Here is a 24,917-nt window from a genome sequence, read left to right on the forward strand (position 1 = left end):
GATAATGTGATTTACTCACCTTTACCAAGGACTTTAATATACAAAAATGTTAATATGATCGTCGCAAATGTAATCAAATAAGCTAACGCCGAGCCATAGCCTATTTCGAAAAATCTAAATGCCTGTTCATAAGCATAAACATTCAAAATCATCGTTTTGTCAACCGGACCACCTTGTGTTAAAACCCAAATCAGGTCGAAAACACGGAGTGTCCACATCGTTTGGATGATGAAAACGACTAATAAAATCGGACGAATAGTCGGTAGTACGATAAATCGAAATTGCGCCAAGCTCCCAGCACCATCTATTTCAGACGCATCATATAAATCCTTTGGAATCGTTTGAAGTGCTGTAAGAATTAATAAAGCTGCAAATGGAGTGCTTTTCCAAATATCTGCAAGGATAATAGCTCCTAATGCGGTTGAAGGGTCCGTTAACCAAATTTTATATTGCTCAATGAGACCGAGCTTTACCATAATTTCGTTAATAATCCCGTTACTACCGCTATACATCCACTTCCACATAAGAGCATTGACTACGTTAGATAATGCCCAAGGGATTAGAAAGAGTCGTTTAAATAAGCTTGCACCCCATACACTATGATGAATAGATAAGGCGATCCCAAACGCAATGATGATTGTCCCTACCACGGTTATGATCGTAAAAAATACAGTTTTGAATAAAATATTTGGGATTCTTACATCCTCCAAAACTCGTAAATAGTTATCAAATCCAACAAAGGTATAGGTTAACTTCCCTTGTACAAATTGAACATCGTTAAAAGAAAGGAATAATGCATAACAAACGGGAAATAATACGATCAATATTAATACAAGAATAGTTGGGGAAATATACAATTTTGCTAGAGTTGTTTCATTGAACTGATCGAATTTTTCAAATAACCGAAAAGACTTTAGCCTATTTTCCTTCTCAAAGGTTGACAGGTCTGTATTTTCAGATTCAACATTCATTTTTCATCCTCCTGAACCTAAAACTAACCGTGAATCACTTTTCTTTTCCGTATAAAATTTTACAAGCCTCAAGTGAAATGCGGATTTCATTTTCAACTGCTTTATTAAAAATTTCATCCGATCCTTCTTTCTTCCTTTCGTTCCTCCAAATGTTGCCGTCAATCGCCAAGATTCCTCCAGCTCTCCAACGCCGTAAACTAGCAATCACAAAAATTGCTGAACATTCCATCTCTCCTGCTAATACATTTGAATTATGCAGCATTTCCGTAAATCCTGGTGGCTTTGGTGCGTAAAAGGCATCCCCAGATGAACATAATCCAACATGGGTTGGAATACCTAGTTCACGTGAGGCTTGAATTAAGGCTAAAGTTACGTTTAAATCGGCAACAGCCGGGTATTCTGAAGGAATATAATCCTTTGAGGTACTTTCTTTCCGATAAGCAGCAGTAGCGATACAAATATCTCCAGGATTTACCTCGTCCTGTAAACCACCTGCGGAACCTACACGAATGAAGGTATGTGCTCCCACTTTGCCAAGCTCCTCAATCCCAATCGCAGCAGATGGTGAGCCTACTCCAGTTGAGCAGACTGAAACGGGAACACCTTTATAGGTTCCTGTGTAGACGGTGTATTCCCGGTTTTTTGCAATCAACTTTCTCTCATCAAAAAATGTAGAAATCAATTCCGCTCTTCCAGGATCCCCAGGTAATAACACATATGGTGCAACATCACCTTCCTGGCATAAAATATGCTTTTGCCTTCCTACAAACTCATTTCCTTTGTTGTAAGTCATTGAATGGCCCCCTTGTGTACATTTTTATCATAAATATTCAGATGTAAATTCTGAATATTGCTCCCAATGAGGTGTTTACAAGACCTAAAAATGAAATGAATAAGCTTCGTCTATTTCTACTATTTTTCATTTCGCAACCGGTTTCATTTATTTACATGACGTAAATTTATATGATTACGTACTTTCTCGAATGATTAATTCTGGTTTATTTACAATGCAGGTTGGATAAATTTCTTCCATATTGATTCGTCTAAGGAGCATTTCTAGTGCGGTTTTACCTAACCATTCAACATCTTGGCTAACGGTTGTTAATCGAGGTCTAATCTGGCTATAAAATAGTGGGTCTCCAAATGCAATAATGGCAATGTCTTTTGGAATATGATATTGATCATCTAGTAACGCATTTATGCAGGACATGGTTGTAATTTCATTCAAAACCAGTAGAGCAGTCGGTTTATTTGTTTTTAAATAGTTACGAATAAAATAATAACTATCATCCATACCTGAAGGTGTTTTAACGATCATATTGTCTTGAAATGGTAGATTATGTGCTTGGAATGCATGTTTGATTCCAGAAATTCTTTCTTGATTATGAAGAAGGATGAAGTCATTAATTTCTGATACCATTACAACGAGATCTCGATGTCCCATATTTAACAAATAGTTCGTTGCCATGTAACCACCCGCTTCATTATCCGCTGCTACATAATAACTATTTTCATCATTAGATGTTTTCGTTTTTCCAATGAAAACATAAGGAATATTTTGTTCATTCAATATTTGATTAAGGTCGTCATGATAAGGTGTCCCTACAATGACAAATCCATCAACCGTATTTTTTTTGATGACTTCAATATAGGAATCCGTATTGTTATTTGGTGAAGGGATTAGCAATATATTAAATCCCGCTTTTTCGGCAGCAGCTGTTATTCCCTTTAAGATAGCTGGGAAAAACGGACCTATTAATAGGTTACTTAAATGATTATCCGAGATAATCACCCCAATAATCTTCGTTTTTCCAGATGCAAGAGATTGTGCAGAACGATTTGGCGAATAACCTAGTTCATTTATTGTTTTCCATATTTTTTCCTTCGTTTTGGGATTAACGGATGGCTGATTATTTAATACCCTTGAAACAGTAGACTTATGGACATTCGCCATCCTTGCAACATCTGATATCGTAATATTTTTCTTCACCATGTCTCACCTTACCAACTTTTCAGAATATTCTTAGTTCATTTGTATTACACTTGTCAACCATTTATGCAACCGGTCTCAAATTAATTGGAACTAAAAATGAAAGATGGATAGAGAGGTTCATTTTATATAAAACAGCTCACCTTGTTCCGAACAAAATTTGGTCCAATTTCACTAAATTTCTAGTCCGAAACCTTCTAAGTTGCATGTTAAAAGGTTAGTACCCTTTAGTACCAGCTCAATCATGTCAAAAATATCTCCTCGACATGGCATCCGTTACTTGTGTTCTGAAAATATTTCGCCCAAAGCATCTTTTCATCATAATCACCAGTCTTCCCCCGCACTAAAATCAACTTCACTTTCTCTAGGAATCGCTCTACCGTAAGTAGTTATTTCCGTTATTTTCTTAGTCTTTGCTACTGATTTTTGCTTATTTTCCTGATAAGAATCTATTTCATCTAGAGTCCGTAAAGAGGCTTTTTGCCAATTTTTTAGAATTCCAACTACATAGCTTAGTTTTCGCTGATTTTGATCGCATGCAATATACATGGCCTTTAATATCATTTCAAAGGGTTGTATAAAACATGTTTGATCCAACCATAACAACAACTGCTGTTTTCCATAATGATTAGTAGCACCAAATCCATTCTGGTCCCAAAACGTCATTAATTCATCGAAGCCTTCTCCTTTTTTGGAGGTTGAAAAAGAGTTTATAGTTGTTTTAGTTGAGTTTATAGAAGTTTTATAAGAGCTTTTAAAGAGTTTGTCACTTTTTTCGTGATTGGTATGTCCAAGAGCCATCTGATCTAATAGGCTTTCATCCGCTCCGACATTTGCTTCCTCAATCGAGCTGATCTCTTCCACGTCTACTGCTAGGTTTTGCTGTATAAATGGTTGTAAGACATAATAACAATTTCCATTTAGCCCGTTAGAGCGCTTCGTGTGATAGATTTTCATGACGCCAGCCTCTGTTAACCATTTTACCGTCCGTTCGACCGTTTTGATGGATACATCTGCAGCCTTTGCTAGTGTTTCCTGCTTTAACCAGCATACACCTGCCACTTTGCACGAATACTTTTTTATGGAATGAAAAACGCGATCGCCACTTTCTGTCAGATGATGTTTGAGAGATTGATAATGTAGATTCATATGGTGATTCAGTGATTCCACACCATCAAATGTTTGCAATTCATAAGCTAATTTCGGTATGTATGTCATCTTCTACACTCCTCACTGAAAGCAGTGTGTTTTTAAAAAACACACTGCTTTTCATACTTTTATGGGTTAAACTAAACGTTTTGTCTATTTTGTAAAAACTCAATCCATTTTCCTAAAATACCCTGCTATTGCAGGAAAACACCTCATCTCTTTCCTCATATCCCGAAAGGAAATGAGATCATTTCCTCTAGTAAATGGAACACCTAGTGGATATTCTTGACAGTTCAATGGCGCTTGGCGAAATTTTTGCATAAAGAATTGGATGGCAGCCTGTTCAATTCTAGCAAAGATAAAAACAAATGTTTCCCTAGACATTTTGAGTGAGTAAATCCTAACCGGATGAATCCCTAAAATATTGTCGTCTATCATTTTCGCTACTAACTGCGTGTCTGCTTCATATAAATCTAGTTTGGAAATGTCGTCATCTAATGCAATTTTCTTCTCCTTTAGTAAATGATAGATGAAATGGGCTAATACGGATTCATCATAATGAATACTATCCAGGTATAGTTCTCGGATTAACATACGATTACACCCCTCTATTTGCATTTTGAAACACTACTTTGGCTTTTATTAGTCAGCTGATTGACTTTGCTCGTATAGCTCGTCAATCTTACCGGTATATTCATTGTAATGAACGGAGAATGTTCCTACTGGACCATTACGGTTTTTCGAAATGATCATCTCGATTGTTCGATCCTCAGACTCCTTGTCATAATACATTTCACGATACAGAAATAAAATGACATCCGCATCCTGTTCGACACTGCCTGATTCACGAATATCTGACATTATCGGTCGTTTATTAGCCCTGTTTTCCACCGAGCGATTAAGCTGAGCCAAACAGATCACCGGGCAATCAAAATCCTTTGCCATCATTTTGAGAGATCGAGATATTTCTGTGACTTGAGAATGGGAGTTGCCCCCGAAAGGTTGACTAGAACGAATGAGCGTTAAGTAATCGATAAAAATGATCGGTCGCTTTTTGAGAAATTGGTTCATGACTTTACGGGTCTTGGCCCTCATTTCGGCAATCGTTTGACCAGCCCCATCAAAAATTTGTAAATTCGTTTTAGCGAGAGCTCCTACGACATCCGACCATTTGTTCTTTTGATTTTCGTCCAGCCTCCTTTTTGGATCCCGCATTTTTGACCGATTATATCCCCCAGTTGAGGCCATTAATCGTATCGTTATTAACCTTTCAGGCATTTCTAAAGAAAAGACGATCGGAAGATATCCAGCCCAACCGGCCATTTTGGCAAAATGAAGCATCACATCCGTTTTTCCCATTGAAGGTCTTGCTGCTAGAATGGTCACCTCACCGTTCTGAAAGCCACCCGTAAAGTCATCGAGTTTTTGGATACCCGTGGTTGCTCCCTTAAAGGATGGTTGGTCTTCCCAAGGCGATTCATAAATGACTGCTAATGCTTCATGAATCGACGTATGATCATCCATTCTTATTTGATTGATTTTATCTAATTCGGTAATGACCTTCGCAATATCCCAATCATGAATTCTTGCGACCGTTAATATATTTCTCTTCTCCCGCTCTTTCCACTGCTCTAAAATGAGTTGCTCGATTTCTTCAAATTTCCCAAGATCTGCATGCGATAACAATTCTGAAAGATACGACATCCCACCAAATGAATCGAGTTCAGGTACGGTGGTAAAGGTAATGAGATCGATATTTTTACCAACACGAGATAACTGCATCATTTTTCTCATGATTTCTTGATGCCGTTTACTTTCCAGATGCTCCACTTGAACCACTGTATCCTTCAGTAAATATTCCGCTTTGATTAAACTTCCTAAAAAAGCCATTTCCACCATACTCACCAATCTTCACCTGCCGTTAAGTCAACTTCCGTTCGATTTGGAATCGCTCTTCCAGAACAAACTGTTTCTGTTTTTTGCCTTGTTTTTTGTAAAGATTTTAGCTTTTCTTGATAAGATTCGATTTCCTCCATGGTCAATAGCGATTCATTTTGCCAGTTTTGAAGGATCGCTACCACATAGTTCAGCTTCCGCTTGTTGTTGGCACAGGCAATCTTCATGGCTTTGACGATCACTTGCCCTGGATGTAAAAATTTCGAGTCATCCAACCAAGCTAACAGCTGCTGTTTGGCATAAAGATTTGAATAACCAAATCCGTTAGCATCCCACATCTCCATGATTTCTTTCACGTCTTCCCCTTTTGTGCATGGAAAGAAAGGTCGTTCACCCACTGGCTTTTGATTTGCGGAAGAATTTTGTTTTTCTTCTTCTTGCCCATGAATCATTCTTCATCACTGCCCTTTCTGTTCAAATAATTCCTTTCATTCCCTATATACAGATGAGGTGCTCGAAGTGGTCAGGGTAAGTTTAGACCGGACATTTAAAATCGTCTTATCATTGTCACAAAATAGACACAAATGGTATAATTCACTAAGGAATCATTGGCTTCACGAGGAGGAGATGGGAATAATGGGGGTTAAAGTATTAATAGTTGAGGATGAGATTCGAATCTCAAACCTATTAAAACTCTATCTCGAAAGGGAGTCATGTCAGGTAGAGATCGCAACCGATGGAATAGTGGGTTTAGAGAAAGCACTTCAGCAAGATTTTGATATCATCTTTTTAGATTTATTTATGCCTGGAAAAGACGGTTTTCAAGTGTTAGAAGAACTAAGGAAAATCAAAAATACTCCGGTTATGATTTTGTCGGCGCACGGGGAATCCGAAGCACAAGTCAGAGCTTTTGAACTTGGTGCAGATGATTACATTTTAAAACCCTTTAGCCCACGCGAATTAGTGGAAAAAGTCAAATCTGCAATAGACCAATTGAATCAAGAAATCTCTGAGTAAAGCTAGTCACTACAAAAGCCAAGCTATTTTTATTAAATAGAACACAAAAAGACGAAATCAATCGGATTCCGTCTTTTTTGTTGAATTCTGTTCCTTAAAGCTACTCGCTCGGGTGACAAGTACACGGTGTTACACTCCCTTTGTCATTCGCATCTGCCCAAGTAAGCCCAACCTACAACTTTATCTTAAAAAGTAAAAAAGCAAGGCGGAATAATGTCCACCTCACTTTAATTGTATATCCAATGTCCCCTGTAAGCTTCCACCGCTGACTATAAAAGATGTTGTGTCAAATTCTTCGCTCTTGCCGTTTTGGCTATAGATCGATATGACCTTATAGATTCCATCTGGTAAGTAGGTACTCAATTTTCCATCCATGATCGCAAGTCTCACTCGAAATGGACCACTTTCCTGTTTAATGATCATCGATCCAGTAATGCCGGTGTCATTTTTTCGCACTGTCCCAATCACATTATCTTCCTTCAGTTTGATTTCAGTCGAAATGGAAATAAGACCATCTTCCACTTGGAAGTGAATTTCCTCATAGTGATTTCTTATGGTGTTGCTTGATACATTGATGATCATATACCGACCGTCAGCTAAGTAATCGGTGAATACCCCATCCTTAATTCTAACGATGAACTCACTCATTGTCTCTTTGTTTTTTATGGTCATCGTACCAAGTTGGATGACTTCACCGCTCTTTTCTACTGTCCCGGTAAAATTATTATCGGGCAGTGAGATGAGTAGTGGCTTGCTTAATTGCCCGTTTGAAATCGTAAATTCCTGACTCCATTTTCGGTCGATAACACTCCCATTAGATATATAACGAACAACTTGATATTCCCCGTCAGGTAAGCTACCCGAAAAAGTCCCATTTCGAACAAAAAAGCGATAGTCCTTCTTATTATTTTTTCCAATAAGATAAATCACTCCATCTTTAGCTGGTGAATTGCCCATTAACAGCGTCCCTTGAAGATTATCCTCTTGTAGGAGGATGATAAATGGGTTGATACTAGGCTTACCATTGCTTACTGTAAATGAAATGTCCTCCACGGCTTCCTGTAATGATGACTTGTCGTAGGATTGAATGATTTTATAGTTACCATCTGGTAAGTACGTGCTAATTTTCCCGTTTTGAATAGGAATAGAATAATCAGCAAATGTGCTCTGGACAATCACATAACCGCTTTCGACTATTTTTCCTGCTTTTGTGACGGTTCCATCAATGTTGTTCTCGAGGAGTTTAATCGCAAGCTTGTCAGGACTTGTCTTACCATCTATAACCGAAAACGATAGACCTAGTGGGATTTGCAAACCACTTTCGGTAAAGAACGAGGTGATCACATAATCACCATTTGCCAAGTAGGTTACTAATCGGCCTTCTTGGATCACAAATGAATAGACCTTCCCATATTTGTCCCTTAGTTCCAAACGACCGCTAACAAGTTTAAACGAATTTTCAACCGTTATCTTCACATTAACTTCTTGTATTAGAATCGAAACAGGATTGGCTAATTTCCCATTTACGATCGAAATCGAAATCGGAATGGACAGTTCATACCGTAAATTAGTCAACGTATCTACAACGGCCGTTACTCGATATACTCCATTCGGTAGATTGTCAGAATAGCGATTATCCTCAATCTGAACGACGTGGTTATTTCCAGTTGCGGAGTGAAGAATCATCGCCCCTTTCTTGATTGACGTACCAGTTTTCACGATCATCCCGGAAAAATTGTCATCCGCAATGAAAATTTCCAGTGATGGTCCTTCGACAAGCTTACCGCTCTTGACAGTAAAGGAAAAATCTACTGCCTTGTTCCCCCCTGAGTAGTCGAAAATAGGCCCAATCTTATAAGCACCATCAGGTAAATTCATCGAAAATTTGCCATCATAAATCGGGAATTTATATTCTTTCCCCGTATCCGCAATGACGTAAAATGCTCCACTTTTGAGAACACCGGAGCTTGTTAGGAGCACTCCTGATACATTATCTTCTAAAATATCAATCTTTAGCGGCTTCGAACTTGTGAGCTTGCCTGATTCTACTTTTACCAGAATCGGCTCGAATTCATAATCAAGGTAAGCGACATCATCCCGCGCTTTTTGAATCGTATACGTCCCATCTTTAAGATAGGCCGTAAACTTACCCTGATAGATACTAACTACTCGGGTATAAAGGTCAGTTTTCGCATAAATCGTTCCTTTCGCAATTGGAACCCCTGCTTTATGTACGGTACCGATAAAATTGTCTGCAGGCATGGAAATGACCAGGTTAGGCAAGCTGGATTTCCCTCCGGTTACAACAAATTTAATTGGTGTTTCCAACGGTACATTCTGTTGTTGGCTTTCATCAAAATACCCATCGATATTATATGAACCATCCTTAAGGAAAGTGGTAAACTGCCCATTCGTAATATCTGGATAGTAATAATAGCCCTCCCCATTCGTCGGGTAGATAAACAGATTTCCCTTTGTAATTGGCTTTCCACCTTTTTCGATTGTACCTTTTAGATTATCACGATCAACAACCAACGCCATTGCCATTTTAGCTGCTGTGACTTTTGCCTGTTTTACTTCAAATACAAAAGAATAAGGGTTTGTTTTCTTTGTTGCCTGATTGTAAATGTTAGCAATTTTATAATGACCATTAGAAAGTGAGGCTTCATACTTACCATTCTTCACCGTTGCTGTATAAGCAATCTCTCTTTCACATGATTGACATACTATCTTTACCGTACCGTTGATATTTTTTTGAGAAGACAATTTTACGGATCCGCTTATATTTGTCGGTTGGCCTTGTATTTTCAAGGATGCAGTGGTCAATTTTCCATTTGAAACGGTAAAAGTAGAATCAACCTGATAATATTTGGCGTCGCTTTTATTAACATATTGGTATGCTGTGTATGTGCCGTTTTCTAACGGTAATTGAAATTGATTATTTCGGATCACCGTAAAATATTCCGTTAACGCTTGATCATGCTTGATGAAATAAAGTGTTCCGTCGGAAATTTTACCAGATACAGGTTGTACTAGACCTTTAATGTTATCCTCTTTCAGTTGAATCTTAATGTTTGGTGCGGCTACACCACTTCGGACTGTAAAGCTATGATAAATGTTACCAGCGCTTTTCTTCAAATGATCTGTGTAGGAATGGACGTTGTATTCCCCAATTGGCACATTAAGCTGAAATTGGCCATTTTTAATCGTCGAATAATAGGCTTTATTCGTTGATTTTGAATAAGTCGTCACTGTCCCTTTCCCAATCGGAACCTTACCCTTTAGAATCGTTCCCTTCACTAGAATAAGTTTTGACGATGCTGCTTCAACTTGCTGATTTTGCCAAAAAAAACAACTACCAACGAGTAGTAGTAAAACACAAATAACGCTCAAAAAACGACTCATCTTTCTGACTCCTTTAAAGTTGGAACAGGTCATCAAAATCAAATATAATGCCCATCACCATTAATTTTTCCTTATAAGATTGATATTTCTATCATAAACAATATTCTGAAAGTTTTATAGGGTATAATTGGAAAATTTATTAAAATAAGGGGTTCGCTACTTTCGTTAGTTGGGCATATCGAGGTAAACTTGGGCATAAATCATAAAACATGGGCATATCCCATAAAAGTTGGGCATTCTTGCAAAGAAGTTGGACATAAATCTTGAAAGTTGGAAATAAGTGTTCAAAAGTCGGGCATATATTTTCACACTTGGGCATATATCGAAATGGTTGGGCATTTTAGCCAAAAGTTGGGCATATCCACGCGCTCTAAAAAGATAAAAATAAACACATCCTATAAAATTCATTCAAAACCTACTTGAAAATAAAAATCAAGACACCTTTTTTAATAAAAACCATCTAAAGAATGCATTTAACAGAGATTTTGAAGCTTTCATCGCACTTATGCCCCTAATAATATACAAAAGCCCTTTTGGATGAACCAAAAGGACGATTTATCGCGTGTTCCACTTTTAATAGAATAGCAACTCACATTACTTATCTTCGTTAGAACCATTTACTTTATAAAAAAGAGGGAATTTTCGAGTGGTTATTAACCTAACCAAAAATTCACTCTTTATTGTTTCTGAATTCTTTATTTTTACATATCTAAATCTGTGAAAGCGTAAGGTAATAAATCCTTTAATTTCAGTTCTAAAATTTCTTTCTTCTCATTTGTTAGATAAACGGGCATATCAGGTAAACAAAATTCTGCCATAACTTGTCTGCAGATGCTACAAGGTGGAAGAAAATCTTCGGTATCGCCTGCTACAGCGATCGCTTGAAAATCGCCCTTTTTGTAACCATTTGTTATGGCCGTGAATATAGCGGTTCTCTCAGCACAATTTGTTGCTCCGAACGAAACATTTTCCACGTTTACTCCATTAATAACGGTACCATCTTTTAGTAGTAAGGCTGCTCCAACTGGAAATTTTGAATAAGCCATATAAGCATGTTCTTTTATCTGTCGTGCACTTTCCACTAATTGCTCTTTATTCATAGGATCCATCCTTTTCAAAGAAGAATGAACTTTTTCAAGTTCCCTTAAGACCAACCGAGCGATTGGCAGGATTTACATATTACTATTTTTCTAATTATTTGTCAACTTTTATAGTGTATATTTAGTAAGAAATATTTACTATCAATATTCATCCTCTTCCAGTTCTTCATGTAGCCCTTCGATAATAGAAAAGCATACTTGAATAAATCTCGACGGAAAAGTGTCTCAATTCTTCTCCTTTTAGAAATAACATATCTTCCATCAGGACAAGCATAAGATGAGGTAACGACCTTTTTTGGAGAGGAATACTCAAAATGATGGCTAGGGCGAAGTTTTTTTCATCGGTATATGCGTTTCTTTCGATTAGTTTTTGGGGTGTTTCATTTGTATCTACCAAGTCCGTGCTAGGAAAGCTTGACCCCTTTTCTATCATTGTGATTCGTTTTGGAATAGGAGCACTATTTTTATTGTTACTTTTGCTATTGCAACGTCAGCGTTTACTTATCTCCCTTAGGTACCTTCCGCACTTAATGGTATTAGGTATCCTTGGGGTATTTGTTCATCAGGTGCTTCAAGCAACAGCTCTGTTGACGATTGATGCCTCTTCTGCTGGTTGGCTTATTTCCCTTTCTCCCATCTTTACTGTGATTCTTGCAATGATTTTTTTAAAGGAAAGGTTGAATGGTTGGAAAGCAATTGGAATGGTCTTGGCCATCATCGGTGTTCTCCTAGTCACCATGTCTAGAAATGGACAATCCCTACATATTACGATCAATATCGGCTTTATTCTCATGATCTTAAGCACGTTAAATTGGGCTGTGTATTCGGTGTTGTTAAAAAGTTTAAAAATACCTTATCCCCCTCTTTTAGTGACCTTTTATATGAGTTTAATTGGATTGATTCTTACCACCCCTTTTCTCATTCGGAATAAAGGTTGGGCTGCCCTCTCTACTTTGAACCAAACCGAGTGGTTCCATTTGCTATTTCTTGGTGTCTTTGTATCAGGGATTGCTTATTGGTATTGGGGGAAAGCGCTTGAGGTTTTAGAAGCTTCAAAGGTTTCTATGTTTCTATATTTGGAGCCCCTGGCAACTTTAATTGCTGCCGTTTTACTTTTACAAGAAAAAATTATTCTATTAAATATTGCAGGCGGTATCATCATTATTATTGGAGTGATCATTGTGAACGGCCAGCTAGTGAGTTTGTTGATGAGACTATTCAAGAAAAAGCATCTCTAAATTAATTTTTCTCTTTCAACATTTAGGCACAACTATTTAACTACTTTAATATGATAAAGATAAATTTTATTAACACCAAGAAAATAATGAAATAGGAGGATATCATATCGGATGACTTTATTAGCTAAGCTAAAGGAAGCATTAGATCCTTTAAAAAGTCCGACAAAAGCTGAACTGAAGGATGTTTTATTAAAACTCAATCTCACGCTTGAAGATTTTCCACTTCTGCCAGAACCAAATGAGGGGAAACCTTACAATCGTAAGCTTCTTTATAAAAGTGACGAAGTCGAGATGCTTGTCATGAATTGGTCTGATTTAGACTGTGCACCTCATGATCATGGAGATTCTCATGGATGGATACAGGTCATTTCAGGTACTTCGCTCAATACCGTTTATGAGGTGAAGGGAAATAGCCTACCTACCGAATTGTTTCATCAATTGCATCATGAAGGTAAGTATTTTTTTGCACCCAAAAAGGGCATCCATAAAATGCAAGCTTCGAACCAGACAGATTTAGTAACTCTCCATCTGTATTCCCCCCCTATCTCCAACATGATTGTCTATGACTTAAATAAATGCGCTGCTTGTGTCGTATCAGACGATTGCGGAGCATGGTGGCCAGACAATCAAAAACAAAAGCTGAAAGAGATAAGATTACAGGAGCAGTGACCGATTTTGGTCACATTTTTTTTATTTTATAAATGTCATAGATTTTTTCAACTTCTTATTTTCATCGTTTAGTTGAAATGTTAGATAACTTTTTACCCTGCATATCAAACGTTTTTACCGAGATATCAAACGATTTTGGAACTATATCAAACGATTTCACCCGGATATCAAACGATTTTGGAACTATATCAAACTTTTTCACAAATTCGACACATTTAAGTTTGTTATTTTACAGAAAAACCTACTACATACTATCCGAAGGTAAGGTGCAACGCTGATATTTACCTTTTTAGCTAGGATATTTACCGCTGCGGAGCATATATTTACCTTTTCGCATTGGATATTTACCTCTTTTGGCATAATATTTACTTTTTTCACAAATTTGCCACAATTCAGCTTGCTGTTTTTACAAAAAAAAGATGCAAGTACCGCAATAATTGCGATACCTTGACACCTACTTCAAAACGAACTATATAATTTGTTTACTCTTCAAAGCATTTCGAATCCAATTCTTCCCTTCCACCAATCTTGTGACAAGCATGGCACAAACGGTGTTTCCGGTTGAATTAAGTAGAGTGGCTGGTGCATCAATGATCGTACTAATCACTGCGATAATTGGTAATGTTTCTGGTGGGAATCCATAAATGCTGATAATGAGCATTTCACCGACCAATCCGCCTCCAGGAATCGCTCCCATCACCGCCCCAACTAAAAAGGCAACAGCGAGTATGCTGAGTATATTCGGAATACTTGTTATGTCCTTTCCAAATAGAGCAAATAGGAACACAATTTTCAGCACTCCACCAAAAACGGAGCCATCTTTGTGGGTGTTGGCACCAAGCGGTATTATGGTTTCAGCAATATCCTTCGGTACTCCCATCTTTCTAACAGCTGCTAAGTTAACTGGAATACAGGCTGCACTTGAACAAGTAGCAATCGCGGTCACGGATGGAGTTATTGCATTTTTCCAAAAGAGTTTAACCCCTTTTTTCCCACCAGCAATGAAAGCATATAAGGTGAAGAAACCAAAATAATAAATGAGTGTTAAGACTAGATAAAGAACAAATGCCCGTGCATAACCTTCTAAAATTTGTGGTCCCAACTCTCCGATAACCGCTGCAAAATAACAGCCAAGTCCAATCGGTGCATAATACATCACAATACTAACCATCTTCATCATGACGGCAGTACCAGCTGATAGGAAATTGGCAACTGGTTTTGCCTTTTCACCAGCCAAAGCCGTTGAAATTCCAAACAAAAGAGAGAACATAATTAACTGAAGCATATTACTTTTGGATAACAGTAAATGAAAATCAGGAACAGTAAACGTACTAACTAACTGACTAAGGAAAGAGATTGGCTCTTGGTCCGTGGATTCTGAGCCACTCATCATTGCCTTAATGGCCTCCACATCAGTGGTTTCAAGTGGTTTGATAATGGAAGCTCCCAATAATCCAAGGACGGCTGCAATAGAAGCCGTTACTAAAAAAACGACTAGAATGCCACCCATTATTTTTCCTAGCCGTTTCATTCCATTCATATTCGAAATGGCTGACGCGATACTAAAAAATACTAATGGTACAATGATCATGAACATTAAATTGAGGAATAAATCGCCAAATGGTTTAACTATGGCGGTCTGTTCTCCAAAAATCAAACCTGCTACCCCACCAATTATAATGGCAGATAGCAAGACTACCGTGAATCGATAATTTTTAAAGAAGGACTTCATCAATAACACTGCCTTTCAGACTATAATTCTACTATACATGTCTATTGGAAAATCATATCTGAGTTCTCGTACTAAGTAAATGACTTTCTATATTCACGAAAAAATCTAAAAATATTTGCCTGTCACGCCGTTAATAGATAGGTTACAATCAGTGTATTAGGTTAGTATTACTTTTTAGGAATAAATCATATGATATTTAGAAAGGGGAGGTTTGACGTTATGCATAGGATAAAATGGATGATTAAAAGTTTCCTACAAGAACCTTTGTGGTTTAAAATACTAATTTCTGGAACATTACTACTTTCCATTATTTTGAGCAGTTCATTTTTTTCTAATCATGCTTATTTTCAAAGCTCCTCCAAATTAGCTGCGGCCATCTTTTTTGGTACATATGCTATGAAATTTAGGAGAAATCTTGTCACTACTTTAGTTTTACTTACAGCAGCCGTTATATGTATTTTTCTATCCATTCTACCCATATTAAAGTGATAACGAGAAGTTGGTTATTTTTTGAAAAGCCTCTAAAATGGATAATAAGTTTTGATAAGGGTTAGAAACCTTTTTATCACCATTAGTAGACCATTTCGCAAAGAAATGTGTCTTTTTTTTTTAGCTATGTTAACGACCAGTATTTGAGATGGTTTCAATTCTTAGACCAAATTAGGCATCGAAATGATGACATAACAGTTAACAAGATGATTGTTGAAAGCTCCCTGTTCTCAACTTGTGTTACCTATGATAAACTTGTGTTATCAGAATTTTCCAAATAGAGAACATATAAGGAGGAGAAATATTGAGAGAAACATTATTAAGAGTTGGTACAACTTATCTTCCAGTCACGGATGTAGAACTTTCTTCAGAATGGTATGTGAACAAATTGGGGGCTGAATTAAGTTATAAAGATGAAGATAAAGCGATACTTAACTTTGCTAATCAAAGCATATTTCTTGTAAAGTCTGATGAAAATCAAAGCTCAAATTTTTATGATATTTACGGCGAAGAACGTTTTTCATTAACTTTTGAAGTTAACGGGTTAAGTGCTTTAGAAGCTATACATAAGGATTTTAGTGAAAAACAAATTAGAGTTGGAGAAATTGAAAACAGAGGACACTCAGGAAGGAACTTTGTTTTCTATGATTTAAATGGAAATAAATTTGATGTTTGGAGCGAATTGAGTCCAATATTTAAAGAAAAACACTTAATTTCCCAATAGGCTATTGTAAATCGGTATATTTAAACAGAGAACTCAAAACTATTGAGTTCTCTGTTTATTATAAAAATCAACAAAATCCTTTAACAAAGCTTCATTTTTATATCCATATTTAAAACCACACGACTGGGGACTTAGAAAATAATTAGCCTTAAGCAGGTTAACCTAATTAAGACTTTTGTGTGTTACTTTGTACAACAAGTCATTCATGTTCTCGGAAATTCACATTCCTTTTATTTTAATGATTTCTTCAAATATAACTCGTTCATATTCCCCAGGTTTTACCTCGATGTGTAATACCCTATTCAACGTGTCCAATTCTTGTACCACCCCGACGATTTCGGACTCAAAACCGTTTCGCCAGAAGGATACTTTGATTGGTACGTTCGTAGCCATTGCTTCTCCTAATAGCTCGTCGAATTCATCAAATTGGTTTTCATCTAGTTCTGGTTTTCTGGTACGGAAGTAGTCACTTCGAATATCCCCTAGCAACTTCACATGCTCCGGCATAAAAAATGCTTCTTGCCATTTCATTTTTCCACGATCCCTAATGGTCATATCATCACCTCCATTCTATATTATATAAGAACATTTGTTCTCTATGTATTAAATTCTAAAGATAATAAAAAAACCTTCCACAAAAGAAGGTTTCGAATAGTTGCCTTAATTCTCGTTAATTTAATCCTAAAGCCTTCATGGTGCCTTGTCCAACTACTCCGTCTACTTTCAATTTATTGGCTTTTTGGAATTTTTTCACGGCTGCTTCTGTGGAAGGTCCAAATACCCCGTCTGCACCATTTGTGCTATAGCCTTTACTTGTTAGTGCTTGCTGCAATTTTTTGACCTGGGCACCTTTCATGCCTAGTTTTAGAATAGTGGTTGTAGGGATTGCATCTACTGGAACTGAATCGGGGCCAGTTACTTTGTAACCATTTGCGGCCGCAATAGAATGAAAGGATTTCTTGGAGGTTGTGATGATAACAGGTGTGTTCACTTTTACTTGATCAAAAAGCCATTCTACTTCGTCGTCGTACATCCGAATACAACCGGAACTGACGTATCCTCCAATTGATTTCGGATTATTATTGCCATGGATGGCATACGTTGTTCCCCAAGTCCCTCTCGCATTTAAGCCAAGCCATCTGTCGCCAAGCGGATTCCTTGGGTCGCCACCAGGAATATTATCGGTGTAATACGGACGATTTTTAATTTTGTTTACGATCTTGAACTTGCCCTCTGGTGTATAAGAAGGTTTTCGTCCAGTACCCACCTTAAACGTTTTTACAAGTTTATGATTATCATAATAAGCCAATTGATTGTTGGCTTTATTAATAATAATAAATTCCCCGCCTGCCGCCATTGCTGGTGCCTCAAAAAATAAGATGGATATAAGCAGCATAATACTAATGATGATTTTCTTCATTCCCATCCCCCTTGAGTTAAAATTTGTATCACTTGCTAATTGATTTTTATAGAAAAACAAGCTGTGGTAAGCGATACTGTAAAAATTTCATGTACTCTATTAGACTAAATCTCCTCCATAAAGGTTGCATTTTTTACCCTAAATTGGTAACGAATTCCTGACCTTTTTCACGACAAAAATCAACATTTTCTTTAACTCAACCATAAAAAAAGACAAAACCATTTGATTTTGTCTTGTCATGATTGTATCAATATGTTCGATATCTTAAAGGGTTGTTGGTGCTCTAAACCAATATCTTCTTCATCTTATAACGGGATGACTTACCACCAACTAATACATTTGAAAGGCCATTTTCCCCTTTGCCTAAATGGACCAATATTTCAGAGGGACGATCCATGGTATATCCTTGTTCAAAAATAAACGGATCCCAATGATTTCCCCTACCGTGTTTCTCTAAATAACAAGCTAACGCAGCATTGGCCGTACCGGTTGCACTTTCCTCTTCTATATCATATAAGGGGGCGAAGTTTCTACAATGCGCTGTTGAGCCAAAGAGAGTATGGAGTGTGAAAACATGATAACCCACTACCCTATACTTTTGGGAAATTTCTTTTATAAGCGAAAAATTAGGCTTTAACTCATTTAATATCGAAAGGCTTTGAACCGGAATTATGATATCTCGGAGACCGGTAGAAACAATTTGTATCGGTAACTCTTGATGTAACTCATTTTCTTCTATACCTAAGCTAGCTGCGATTTCATCTCTTGGTAAGACTCTACTAAACTCCGGCAGCTTTTGAAGTAAAAATACCGATCCGTCTTCAATCAAATTAACACTTAACCGACCGGCTTTAGTCTCCATTAGGTAATCGCCTTTTTGAATCATCCCCTTTTGTGATAGTAACGAAAAGGTAGCAATCGTCGCATGTCCACAAAGGTCAACCTCTTCCTTTGGGGTGAAATAACGAATCTGGAAGTCAGCGTTCATGGCTTTCAGGACAAAAGCTGTTTCAGAGTAACCGAGTTCACGTGCTATTTCCCTCATTTGCTTTTCATTAAGACCTTCTGTATTCAGCACAACCCCGGCTGGATTCCCACCCTGCCCATCCTTCACAAACGCAGATAATTCATATACTTCCTTCCACATTAGATCTCCTCCTACAAGGTAAATTGGTGATATTTATGTAAATTCACTATTATTGAAAAAGCCAGCACTAAATAAGTACTGGCACTCTCCTAAATATTATAAATGATGTAAGTCCGCATTAAATACCGGTTCACTGGTGTTCGGTAAAAACCATAGTGTTTTCAACCCAATATTTTTTTCTAGAAACATATTTTTCAATTCTTCGATAAATATTCCGCGCGTCGGGTCGCAAGATGGGCTGCTTTGAATACCAAGCAATCCAACAATGTCATACCCGTTGTTGCGATAATCTTCAGCTTGCTGTAAAACGGGTTGTAAAATTTTCCGACAATGCTTCCGGTATTCCGGTGTATTATACTGCTCATAAGTCATCGAAGGACGGTTTAAGCCAAGAAAGGTAAATTCTGGGCATGGTAATTGTAAAAAACCATAGCCTTTCTTCATAGCCCATTCAACAGCCGAAAGAACGGCACCCTCTGCCCTTGCCTCATCATCTATGACGGTATTTTGATTTAATATACAATGAGAAACTAGTAAAATCTGTTTACTACGCTGCATGACGTTTTTCCCTCTTAATGATTTTTGATAAGAACGGCATTCGGCTAATCAAAAACATGACAAGTAAACAAGTGACAATTTTATCTACTAAATTACCCGTAATACGCGATATAAAGGTTGAGGCAAATACGCTTTCACCTGATGATCTTAACCATAGGACAATTAAATCCATACCGCTCCCGTTTAAACCGCCATAAACGGCAACAGCAATCGGTGTGCCGATTAGCGGTGCAACGATTGAAATAAGGAGACCAGTGCTTAAAGCAACATACCATTTGGCAAAATCAAATTTTCTTGCGATAAAACCTACTACCAAAGCAATCGCAATATTGACAAGTCCAAAGAAAATGGCCGAAGCCCCCGTCGTCGCCCCCATAACCACATTGGTCAGTCCGCCTGTCAAAACACCCCACCATGGGCCAAATAATACTGAAATTAATACCGTCCCGATCGTATCAAGGAACAAAAGAGGAATTTTCATCATTGATACCACTGTTCCTAATACTACGTTCAGAGCAATCCCCATTGCAGAATAGGTTAACATCATGCTTTTCTTTGTTTTCATCTTTTCTCCTCCATTTAAAAAGATATTTTGTTTTTCTACTTGCGTTCTTTTCGACATCACCCCTTAAATAGGTTAATGAATTCCTCTATAATGGGTCTATTTTCAGCATCAATCAGGTTGGTCAAATAAAAGCTCCTTTGATAGGGCGGGAAATATTCAATCATCCGAACACGATTTGCTTTTGCAGCAGGAATTGCTGCAAGCTTTGAGATAAAGCTGATTCCAATATCCGCTTCCACAGCAGCGATGACCGATTCCGTGCTGCCAATCAATAGGACGTTGTTTAAATCAGACAGTGTTAGTCCTTGTTCCGTTAGGTATTCCTCCATCTCTTTTCTCGTTCCGGAACCTTCCTCACGAATGACAAAATCATATTGTTTAATCTCCGTAAAGTCTGTTTGATTCAATTTAGCCAATTGGTGGTTATTCGATGTAATCAATACTAAAGAATCGGATGCTATCTGCCTAAATGTTAGCGAACTAGATTCTTGGCAAAGTCCAACAATAGCAAGATCGATTTGCCGATTAGTAAGTTTTTCTAACATTTCTTGTGAGTCGCCAATTTCAATTTTCACATCCACCATTGGAAATAGAGTACGAAACCTCTTAATCCATGTCGGTAAAAGATACGTTCCAGGAATGGTGCTCGCACCAATGGTCAAGGATCCAGTAAGGGTATCCTGATACCTGAGCAAATCATCATGGAGCTTATTCCAGGTTCTTATCATTTCTTTTGATGCATGGTACACAAGTGTCCCTGCGGCCGTAGGATGGGTCCCAGAAAGCCCTCGGTCCAAAAGTTCAATTCCAAGTTCTTCCCCTAGACTTTTTACCTTCAGGCTAACGGCAGGCTGAGAACTGTTTATTGCCGAAGCAGCTTCTGAAAAACTCCTTTTTTCAACCACCATAATAAAAGCTTCCAGTTTCTTTATATTCATATTTACAACTCCATAAATATATAATATTTTTTTATAACTAATATTAATTTTTTTTATATCCTAGCCAAAAAAATATATATGGTTCATGTCCAAGTTAATTTTATTATATTGAGGCGACTTTAGAAAGATGGTTCATCCATCACTTTAAGGCAATATTGTGATTTTTTTAATAGATATTTTATACGAAGGTAATTGGTACCGACTTACACATACATTCAAAAAAAGAGAGCCACCCAACTGGGGAGCTCTTTTAGTCTTTATCCTATGGTGTTCTTCCTATTGGCGTACATCACCTATACGGATTCCTTTCTTTTATGAACTCTTGCGCTAATGCCAATTATCATTTTTAAAGGAATAACTTAGATTAAAAGATAACTGTTTGTTTGATTAAATGCTTAGTACTTAAACTGACCGTCACAAATACAAGCAGTGATGCCAAAACGGGAATGGTGACACTATGCATGCCAAATACATTGCTATGGAAGTGATAAATATAAACATACGAAACAATCCCAACAATGATGGAGGCAATCGCACCGTATTTATTGGCCCCTTTCCAATAGAGCCCCAACACGATGTTCCATAAAAAGGCCGATTCCAGTCCGCCAAATGCAAATAGATTTAACCATATAAGAAGATTGGGTGGACGTAAAGCCAATATGACAATGGCCATTCCAACTACGGTTGTCACAATAAAGCTTAAGCGTTTGATTTCAACATCATTTGCAGTTGGTTTTATAAAGTTTAAATAGACATCTTTTATAAGTGTTGAACTTACTAATATTAATAACGCATTCACCGTTGACATAATCGCTGCCATTGGCGCTGCCAAGACTATTCCCGCTAGAATAGGTGGTAAAATTTCGAGCGTTAATGTCGGCATCACTTTGTCGCCCACTTCAATCCCAGGAATTACGGCACGACCGAATACTCCAATTAAATGCATACCAAACATGATGGTTCCGATTCCAATGGTTCCAATCAAGATCGCACGATGCATTCCTTTCGAATCTTTATAACTCATCGCGCGCACGGCGATTTGTGGCAAACCAAGGACACCAATCCCAATTAATATCCAGAATGTGGAGACATAAAGTGGCAAAAGGCTTCCGTCTGCCCCATACGGTGAAACGAGATTTGGATTCTCAGCAACAAGTTCTGTCATAATCGCAGAAACCCCGCCGCCCTCTATGATGACTGCTACTAGTAAGATAATCGTACCGATAATCATCACTAATCCTTGCATGGCATCTGTTAAAGCTACTGCAGCAAATCCACCAATAATCACATATACAAGCACTGACACGGCAAAAATGAGCAAGGCGGCAAGGTAAGATAAACCGGTTAATGACTCAATTAAACGTGCTCCCCCAACCCATTGCGCAGTCATTGACGAGAATAAGAAAACAAATATTGCTATTGCTGAAAGCAAGACAATGACATTCGATTGATAGCGAGCTTTTAGGAAATCAATTAACGTAATGGCTTCATATTTCCGTGCAATAATCGCAAACTTTTTCCCTAAAATCATCAAGACGAAATACCCCGCAGGTAATTGCGCCATGGCAAGCAATACCCAGCCTAAACCTGTTTGGTACGCCACACCAGGACCACCAATAAAGCTCGATGCGCTCCCATACGTCGCCATCATCGTCATCGCCAGGAGGAATCCCCCCATCTCACGTCCACCGAGAAAATACTCTGATAGAAAGGAGTCTGATTGTCGAACACGTGCATTTGCCCAAAACCCAATAAGGAAGATCATAACAAGGAATATTGCGAGTGGAATGATTACTTGCCAGTGCATTCATCATCTTCCTCTTCAAGTGAAATTTCAGTAAAAAAGAACTTAATAGCAATGAAAATGAGTATAATCATGAAAATCGTCCCAGCCATGCAGCTATAGAAGAACCAAGCTGGAAAACCAAAGATAAACTGATAGTTTTTCGGGTCCTGATTGCCAAGACCATAGGCAAAGCCAAACCAAATGGCAAAATTTATGATTACAAGAATCATACCGATCCATGCTTCCCGGTGGGCAATTTTAAAGCGATTATCCTCCATAGGTTCACACCTTCTTTTCTAAGGGATCCTGTTGTCAGGCGCTGTTCCATGAAGCTGTCTGACGGCTATTTTAATGTATTATTTGTCTAATAATCGGGTCTTCATGAATAAATTGAAGCGCTAGCTTATTATAGTTATCATCGTGAAGAATCGTATAGCGATTTGGTTTAATGCTTGGGGCTAGCTTGATTGCTTCGGCAAACTCGTCTTTTTTTAAACCAAGACCACCTGTGTACTGGAAAAAACCAGTTCGTTCAAATACCTTTTTGATTCTATCCACTCGATGGTTTTGAATATTAGCGACAATGTATGTGGCGACACCGACTTGAATTCCATGCATTTCAGGTTTTTGTGCGATTTTATCTAAAGCATGGGAAATGAGATGTTCACTCCCACTAATAGGATCGCTGTTTCCGCTAATAGCAGTGGCAATCCCACCCATTGTGGCAGAGCTAATTAATTCTTTCAGAAGGATCGGATTATGGATGTCATTCATGGGCGTCCGAATAAAGCTGTTCACTGCTTTCTTGCTTAACATGGCAGCAAATGCGTTCATTTGACCAACACCATTTCTTTCCTCAAACTCCCAGTCATAAAGCGCCGTGATATTGCTCATTAAATCACCTATCCCCGCGAGTAAAAAGCGGTCCGGGGCTTGATGAATAATACGTAAGTCAGCAATAATTCCATACGGCACTTTGGCAGGCACGGTTGTCTTTTTTCCATTCACATGGATCGAACAATTGCTGCTAGCAAAGCCGTCATTGGAGGCTGATGTAGGAATACTGATGAAGGGAATTCGCCTTGAGTAAGCGATATATTTTCCATAATCAATCATGGAACCGCCGCCAATCGCGATGACAACATCATAACGGGGAATGGAAAAAGCCACTTTAATTAAATCATGTAAATCCATTCCTGAATCCAAAATGATGGTGTCGACCTTTTGATTGGTAGAACACGCTTGTATGACGGTGTCTTTAAATTGCTCAAAAGTAAACCCATCAAAGAAGACTCCAATCTGAGAAAATTGATGCTTCCTCAGAATATCCCCTATACGATTTAAGGCTCCGTCGCTTATTTCAAGAATGGCCGGAATGGAAACACTAGTAACAGGGGTGTTCATTTAATGGAGCACTCCCTTTTCTTTCAAATAGGTTTCAATTTCTTCAAATCTCTCAAAAGGTACAAATGGGATTTGATTTTCCTTTAGGATTTGTTGCAGACCGTTTTTAGCAAATGTCATATCAGCAAAAGCGGCAGGATGGCTATCTGGTTCACTATCACCGGCAAAATAAATCATTTCATATTGACTCTTTAGTTCCTGAATCACCTTTGATTTATCTATTCCGTACCTTTTTGAATAGTGAGGATGGGTATCATCTAATTTTAAGTGAACATTATTTTCTTGGAAAAAGCCTTCGTTCGATAATACTTTAACATTTTGAATTCCATACTTTTCTAATATGTGATAAATATAGTAATCCGTGCCAGCGCTTAAAATGAAAAAGTCCGCACCATTCTGTTGAATCATTTTGACAAAATGAGGTACATACGGATCAATAGGGATGGTGAGAATGTCCTCAATAATCTTTTCTTCCTCCTGGTGTATGGACTTAAAGACCGTTTGTAAAAAATCAATATCCAGTATTTCCGCAGCCTTCCATCGTTTATAAAGTTCATTTCCTTCGGGGAAATACTTATTAATAATCAGCCAATAGAAATCTTGGTTTGAAATCGTTCCATCAAAATCAGAAACAAATGCCCATTTCTTCATGATTTCATCTCCTTTACATATCTAACCGAAATAGAGGCTGTATGATAACATTTAATTAATTCTAATTT

Annotated in this window: 24 protein-coding genes and 1 pseudogene; 5 read left to right on the forward strand and 20 right to left on the reverse strand. The window is 37.8% G+C overall.

Annotated features, from left to right (window positions below):
* Positions 1 to 11: 11 nt before the first annotated feature.
* From ACX9YW_RS18010 to ACX9YW_RS18040, 7 genes are all read right to left on the reverse strand, one after another.
* Positions 12 to 971, reverse strand: a complete 960-nt coding sequence (locus tag ACX9YW_RS18010; protein WP_460349014.1) for a carbohydrate ABC transporter permease — start codon at positions 969 to 971, stop codon at positions 12 to 14.
* Between the two features lie 34 nt (positions 972 to 1,005).
* Positions 1,006 to 1,764 (reverse strand): nucleoside phosphorylase, encoded by a 759-nt coding sequence (locus tag ACX9YW_RS18015; RefSeq protein ID WP_460349016.1) that lies wholly within the window; start codon positions 1,762 to 1,764, stop codon positions 1,006 to 1,008.
* Between the two features lie 174 nt (positions 1,765 to 1,938).
* Entirely contained in the window at positions 1,939 to 2,961 is a 1,023-nt protein-coding gene (locus ACX9YW_RS18020; RefSeq protein WP_460349018.1) for a LacI family DNA-binding transcriptional regulator, read from the reverse strand.
* A 324-nt stretch (positions 2,962 to 3,285) separates the two neighbouring features.
* Positions 3,286 to 4,179 carry a DnaD domain protein gene (locus tag ACX9YW_RS18025; protein WP_460349020.1) on the reverse strand — a complete coding sequence of 298 codons (894 nt, stop codon included), beginning with the start codon at positions 4,177 to 4,179 and terminating at the stop codon, positions 3,286 to 3,288.
* A 99-nt stretch (positions 4,180 to 4,278) separates the two neighbouring features.
* Positions 4,279 to 4,704, reverse strand: a complete 426-nt coding sequence (locus ACX9YW_RS18030) for a hypothetical protein (protein WP_460349022.1) — start codon at positions 4,702 to 4,704, stop codon at positions 4,279 to 4,281.
* Between the two features lie 48 nt (positions 4,705 to 4,752).
* Positions 4,753 to 6,015, reverse strand: a complete 1,263-nt coding sequence (locus ACX9YW_RS18035; protein WP_460349024.1) for a DnaB-like helicase C-terminal domain-containing protein — start codon at positions 6,013 to 6,015, stop codon at positions 4,753 to 4,755.
* Positions 6,012 to 6,458, reverse strand: coding sequence for a DnaD domain-containing protein (locus ACX9YW_RS18040; RefSeq protein ID WP_460349026.1), 447 nt, complete (start codon positions 6,456 to 6,458; stop codon positions 6,012 to 6,014). Before ACX9YW_RS18040 ends, ACX9YW_RS18035 begins: the two co-directional genes overlap by 4 nt.
* A 184-nt stretch (positions 6,459 to 6,642) precedes the next feature.
* Between ACX9YW_RS18040 and ACX9YW_RS18045 the strand changes: the two genes are divergently transcribed.
* A complete protein-coding gene (locus tag ACX9YW_RS18045) occupies positions 6,643 to 7,023 on the forward strand; it encodes a response regulator transcription factor (protein WP_460349028.1) in 381 nt (126 codons plus the stop codon).
* A gap of 222 nt (positions 7,024 to 7,245) precedes the next feature.
* Here ACX9YW_RS18045 and ACX9YW_RS18050 read toward each other — a convergent pair whose 3' ends face one another.
* Together ACX9YW_RS18050 and ACX9YW_RS18055 are read right to left on the reverse strand one after the other, a co-directional pair.
* The gene (locus ACX9YW_RS18050) at positions 7,246 to 10,428 is read right to left on the reverse strand and encodes a hypothetical protein (protein WP_460349030.1); all 3,183 of its coding nucleotides are present in this window, start codon (positions 10,426 to 10,428) and stop codon (positions 7,246 to 7,248) included.
* Positions 10,429 to 11,129: 701 nt separating this feature from the next.
* On the reverse strand, positions 11,130 to 11,537 hold the full coding sequence (locus tag ACX9YW_RS18055) for a cytidine deaminase (RefSeq protein WP_460349032.1): 408 nt from the start codon (positions 11,535 to 11,537) through the stop codon (positions 11,130 to 11,132).
* A 305-nt stretch (positions 11,538 to 11,842) separates the two neighbouring features.
* Between ACX9YW_RS18055 and ACX9YW_RS18060 the strand changes: the two genes are divergently transcribed.
* Entirely contained in the window at positions 11,843 to 12,766 is a 924-nt protein-coding gene (locus ACX9YW_RS18060) for a DMT family transporter (RefSeq protein WP_460349034.1), read from the forward strand.
* A gap of 111 nt (positions 12,767 to 12,877) precedes the next feature.
* Positions 12,878 to 13,435 (forward strand): cysteine dioxygenase, encoded by a 558-nt coding sequence (locus ACX9YW_RS18065; RefSeq protein ID WP_460349036.1) that lies wholly within the window; start codon positions 12,878 to 12,880, stop codon positions 13,433 to 13,435.
* Between the two features lie 469 nt (positions 13,436 to 13,904).
* Here the strand turns inward: ACX9YW_RS18065 and ACX9YW_RS18070 are convergent, their stop codons facing one another.
* Entirely contained in the window at positions 13,905 to 15,167 is a 1,263-nt protein-coding gene (locus ACX9YW_RS18070; protein ID WP_460349037.1) for a dicarboxylate/amino acid:cation symporter, read from the reverse strand.
* Between the two features lie 623 nt (positions 15,168 to 15,790).
* Here ACX9YW_RS18070 and ACX9YW_RS18075 point away from each other — a divergent pair.
* Positions 15,791 to 15,937 (forward strand): annotated as a pseudogene (locus ACX9YW_RS18075) (IS1595 family transposase); the annotation flags it as partial.
* Positions 15,938 to 15,960: 23 nt separating this feature from the next.
* Entirely contained in the window at positions 15,961 to 16,380 is a 420-nt protein-coding gene (locus ACX9YW_RS18080; RefSeq protein ID WP_460349039.1) for a VOC family protein, read from the forward strand.
* A gap of 219 nt (positions 16,381 to 16,599) precedes the next feature.
* Here the strand turns inward: ACX9YW_RS18080 and ACX9YW_RS18085 are convergent, their stop codons facing one another.
* The 10 genes from ACX9YW_RS18085 to ACX9YW_RS18130 all read right to left on the reverse strand — a co-directional run bounded on the left by ACX9YW_RS18085 (position 16,600) and on the right by ACX9YW_RS18130 (position 24,849).
* The gene (locus tag ACX9YW_RS18085; RefSeq protein ID WP_460349041.1) at positions 16,600 to 16,935 is read right to left on the reverse strand and encodes a YolD-like family protein; all 336 of its coding nucleotides are present in this window, start codon (positions 16,933 to 16,935) and stop codon (positions 16,600 to 16,602) included.
* Between the two features lie 115 nt (positions 16,936 to 17,050).
* Positions 17,051 to 17,800, reverse strand: a complete 750-nt coding sequence (locus ACX9YW_RS18090; RefSeq protein ID WP_460349043.1) for a L,D-transpeptidase family protein — start codon at positions 17,798 to 17,800, stop codon at positions 17,051 to 17,053.
* A gap of 283 nt (positions 17,801 to 18,083) precedes the next feature.
* Complete coding sequence (locus ACX9YW_RS18095) at positions 18,084 to 18,947, reverse strand: PhzF family phenazine biosynthesis protein (protein WP_460349045.1); 864 nt, start codon at positions 18,945 to 18,947, stop codon at positions 18,084 to 18,086.
* 96 nt (positions 18,948 to 19,043) lie between these two features.
* The gene (locus ACX9YW_RS18100) at positions 19,044 to 19,505 is read right to left on the reverse strand and encodes a CD3072 family TudS-related putative desulfidase (RefSeq protein WP_460349047.1); all 462 of its coding nucleotides are present in this window, start codon (positions 19,503 to 19,505) and stop codon (positions 19,044 to 19,046) included.
* Positions 19,495 to 20,070, reverse strand: coding sequence for a CD3073 family putative ECF transporter S component (locus ACX9YW_RS18105; RefSeq protein WP_460349049.1), 576 nt, complete (start codon positions 20,068 to 20,070; stop codon positions 19,495 to 19,497). The genes ACX9YW_RS18100 and ACX9YW_RS18105 overlap by 11 nt, the downstream gene beginning before the upstream one ends.
* Before the next feature lie 56 nt (positions 20,071 to 20,126).
* Positions 20,127 to 21,008 carry a selenium metabolism-associated LysR family transcriptional regulator gene (locus ACX9YW_RS18110; RefSeq protein ID WP_460349051.1) on the reverse strand — a complete coding sequence of 294 codons (882 nt, stop codon included), beginning with the start codon at positions 21,006 to 21,008 and terminating at the stop codon, positions 20,127 to 20,129.
* Between the two features lie 364 nt (positions 21,009 to 21,372).
* On the reverse strand, positions 21,373 to 22,815 hold the full coding sequence (gene panF / locus ACX9YW_RS18115) for a sodium/pantothenate symporter (RefSeq protein WP_460349053.1): 1,443 nt from the start codon (positions 22,813 to 22,815) through the stop codon (positions 21,373 to 21,375).
* On the reverse strand, positions 22,800 to 23,072 hold the full coding sequence (locus tag ACX9YW_RS18120; protein ID WP_460349055.1) for a YhdT family protein: 273 nt from the start codon (positions 23,070 to 23,072) through the stop codon (positions 22,800 to 22,802). The genes panF and ACX9YW_RS18120 overlap by 16 nt, the downstream gene beginning before the upstream one ends.
* A gap of 70 nt (positions 23,073 to 23,142) precedes the next feature.
* The gene (locus ACX9YW_RS18125; protein ID WP_460349057.1) at positions 23,143 to 24,198 is read right to left on the reverse strand and encodes an iron-containing alcohol dehydrogenase family protein; all 1,056 of its coding nucleotides are present in this window, start codon (positions 24,196 to 24,198) and stop codon (positions 23,143 to 23,145) included.
* The gene (locus ACX9YW_RS18130; protein ID WP_460349059.1) at positions 24,199 to 24,849 is read right to left on the reverse strand and encodes an MtnX-like HAD-IB family phosphatase; all 651 of its coding nucleotides are present in this window, start codon (positions 24,847 to 24,849) and stop codon (positions 24,199 to 24,201) included. It abuts the gene before it with no gap.
* Positions 24,850 to 24,917: the final 68 nt, after the last annotated feature.

Source organism: Pseudoneobacillus rhizolycopersici (assembly GCF_054786815.1).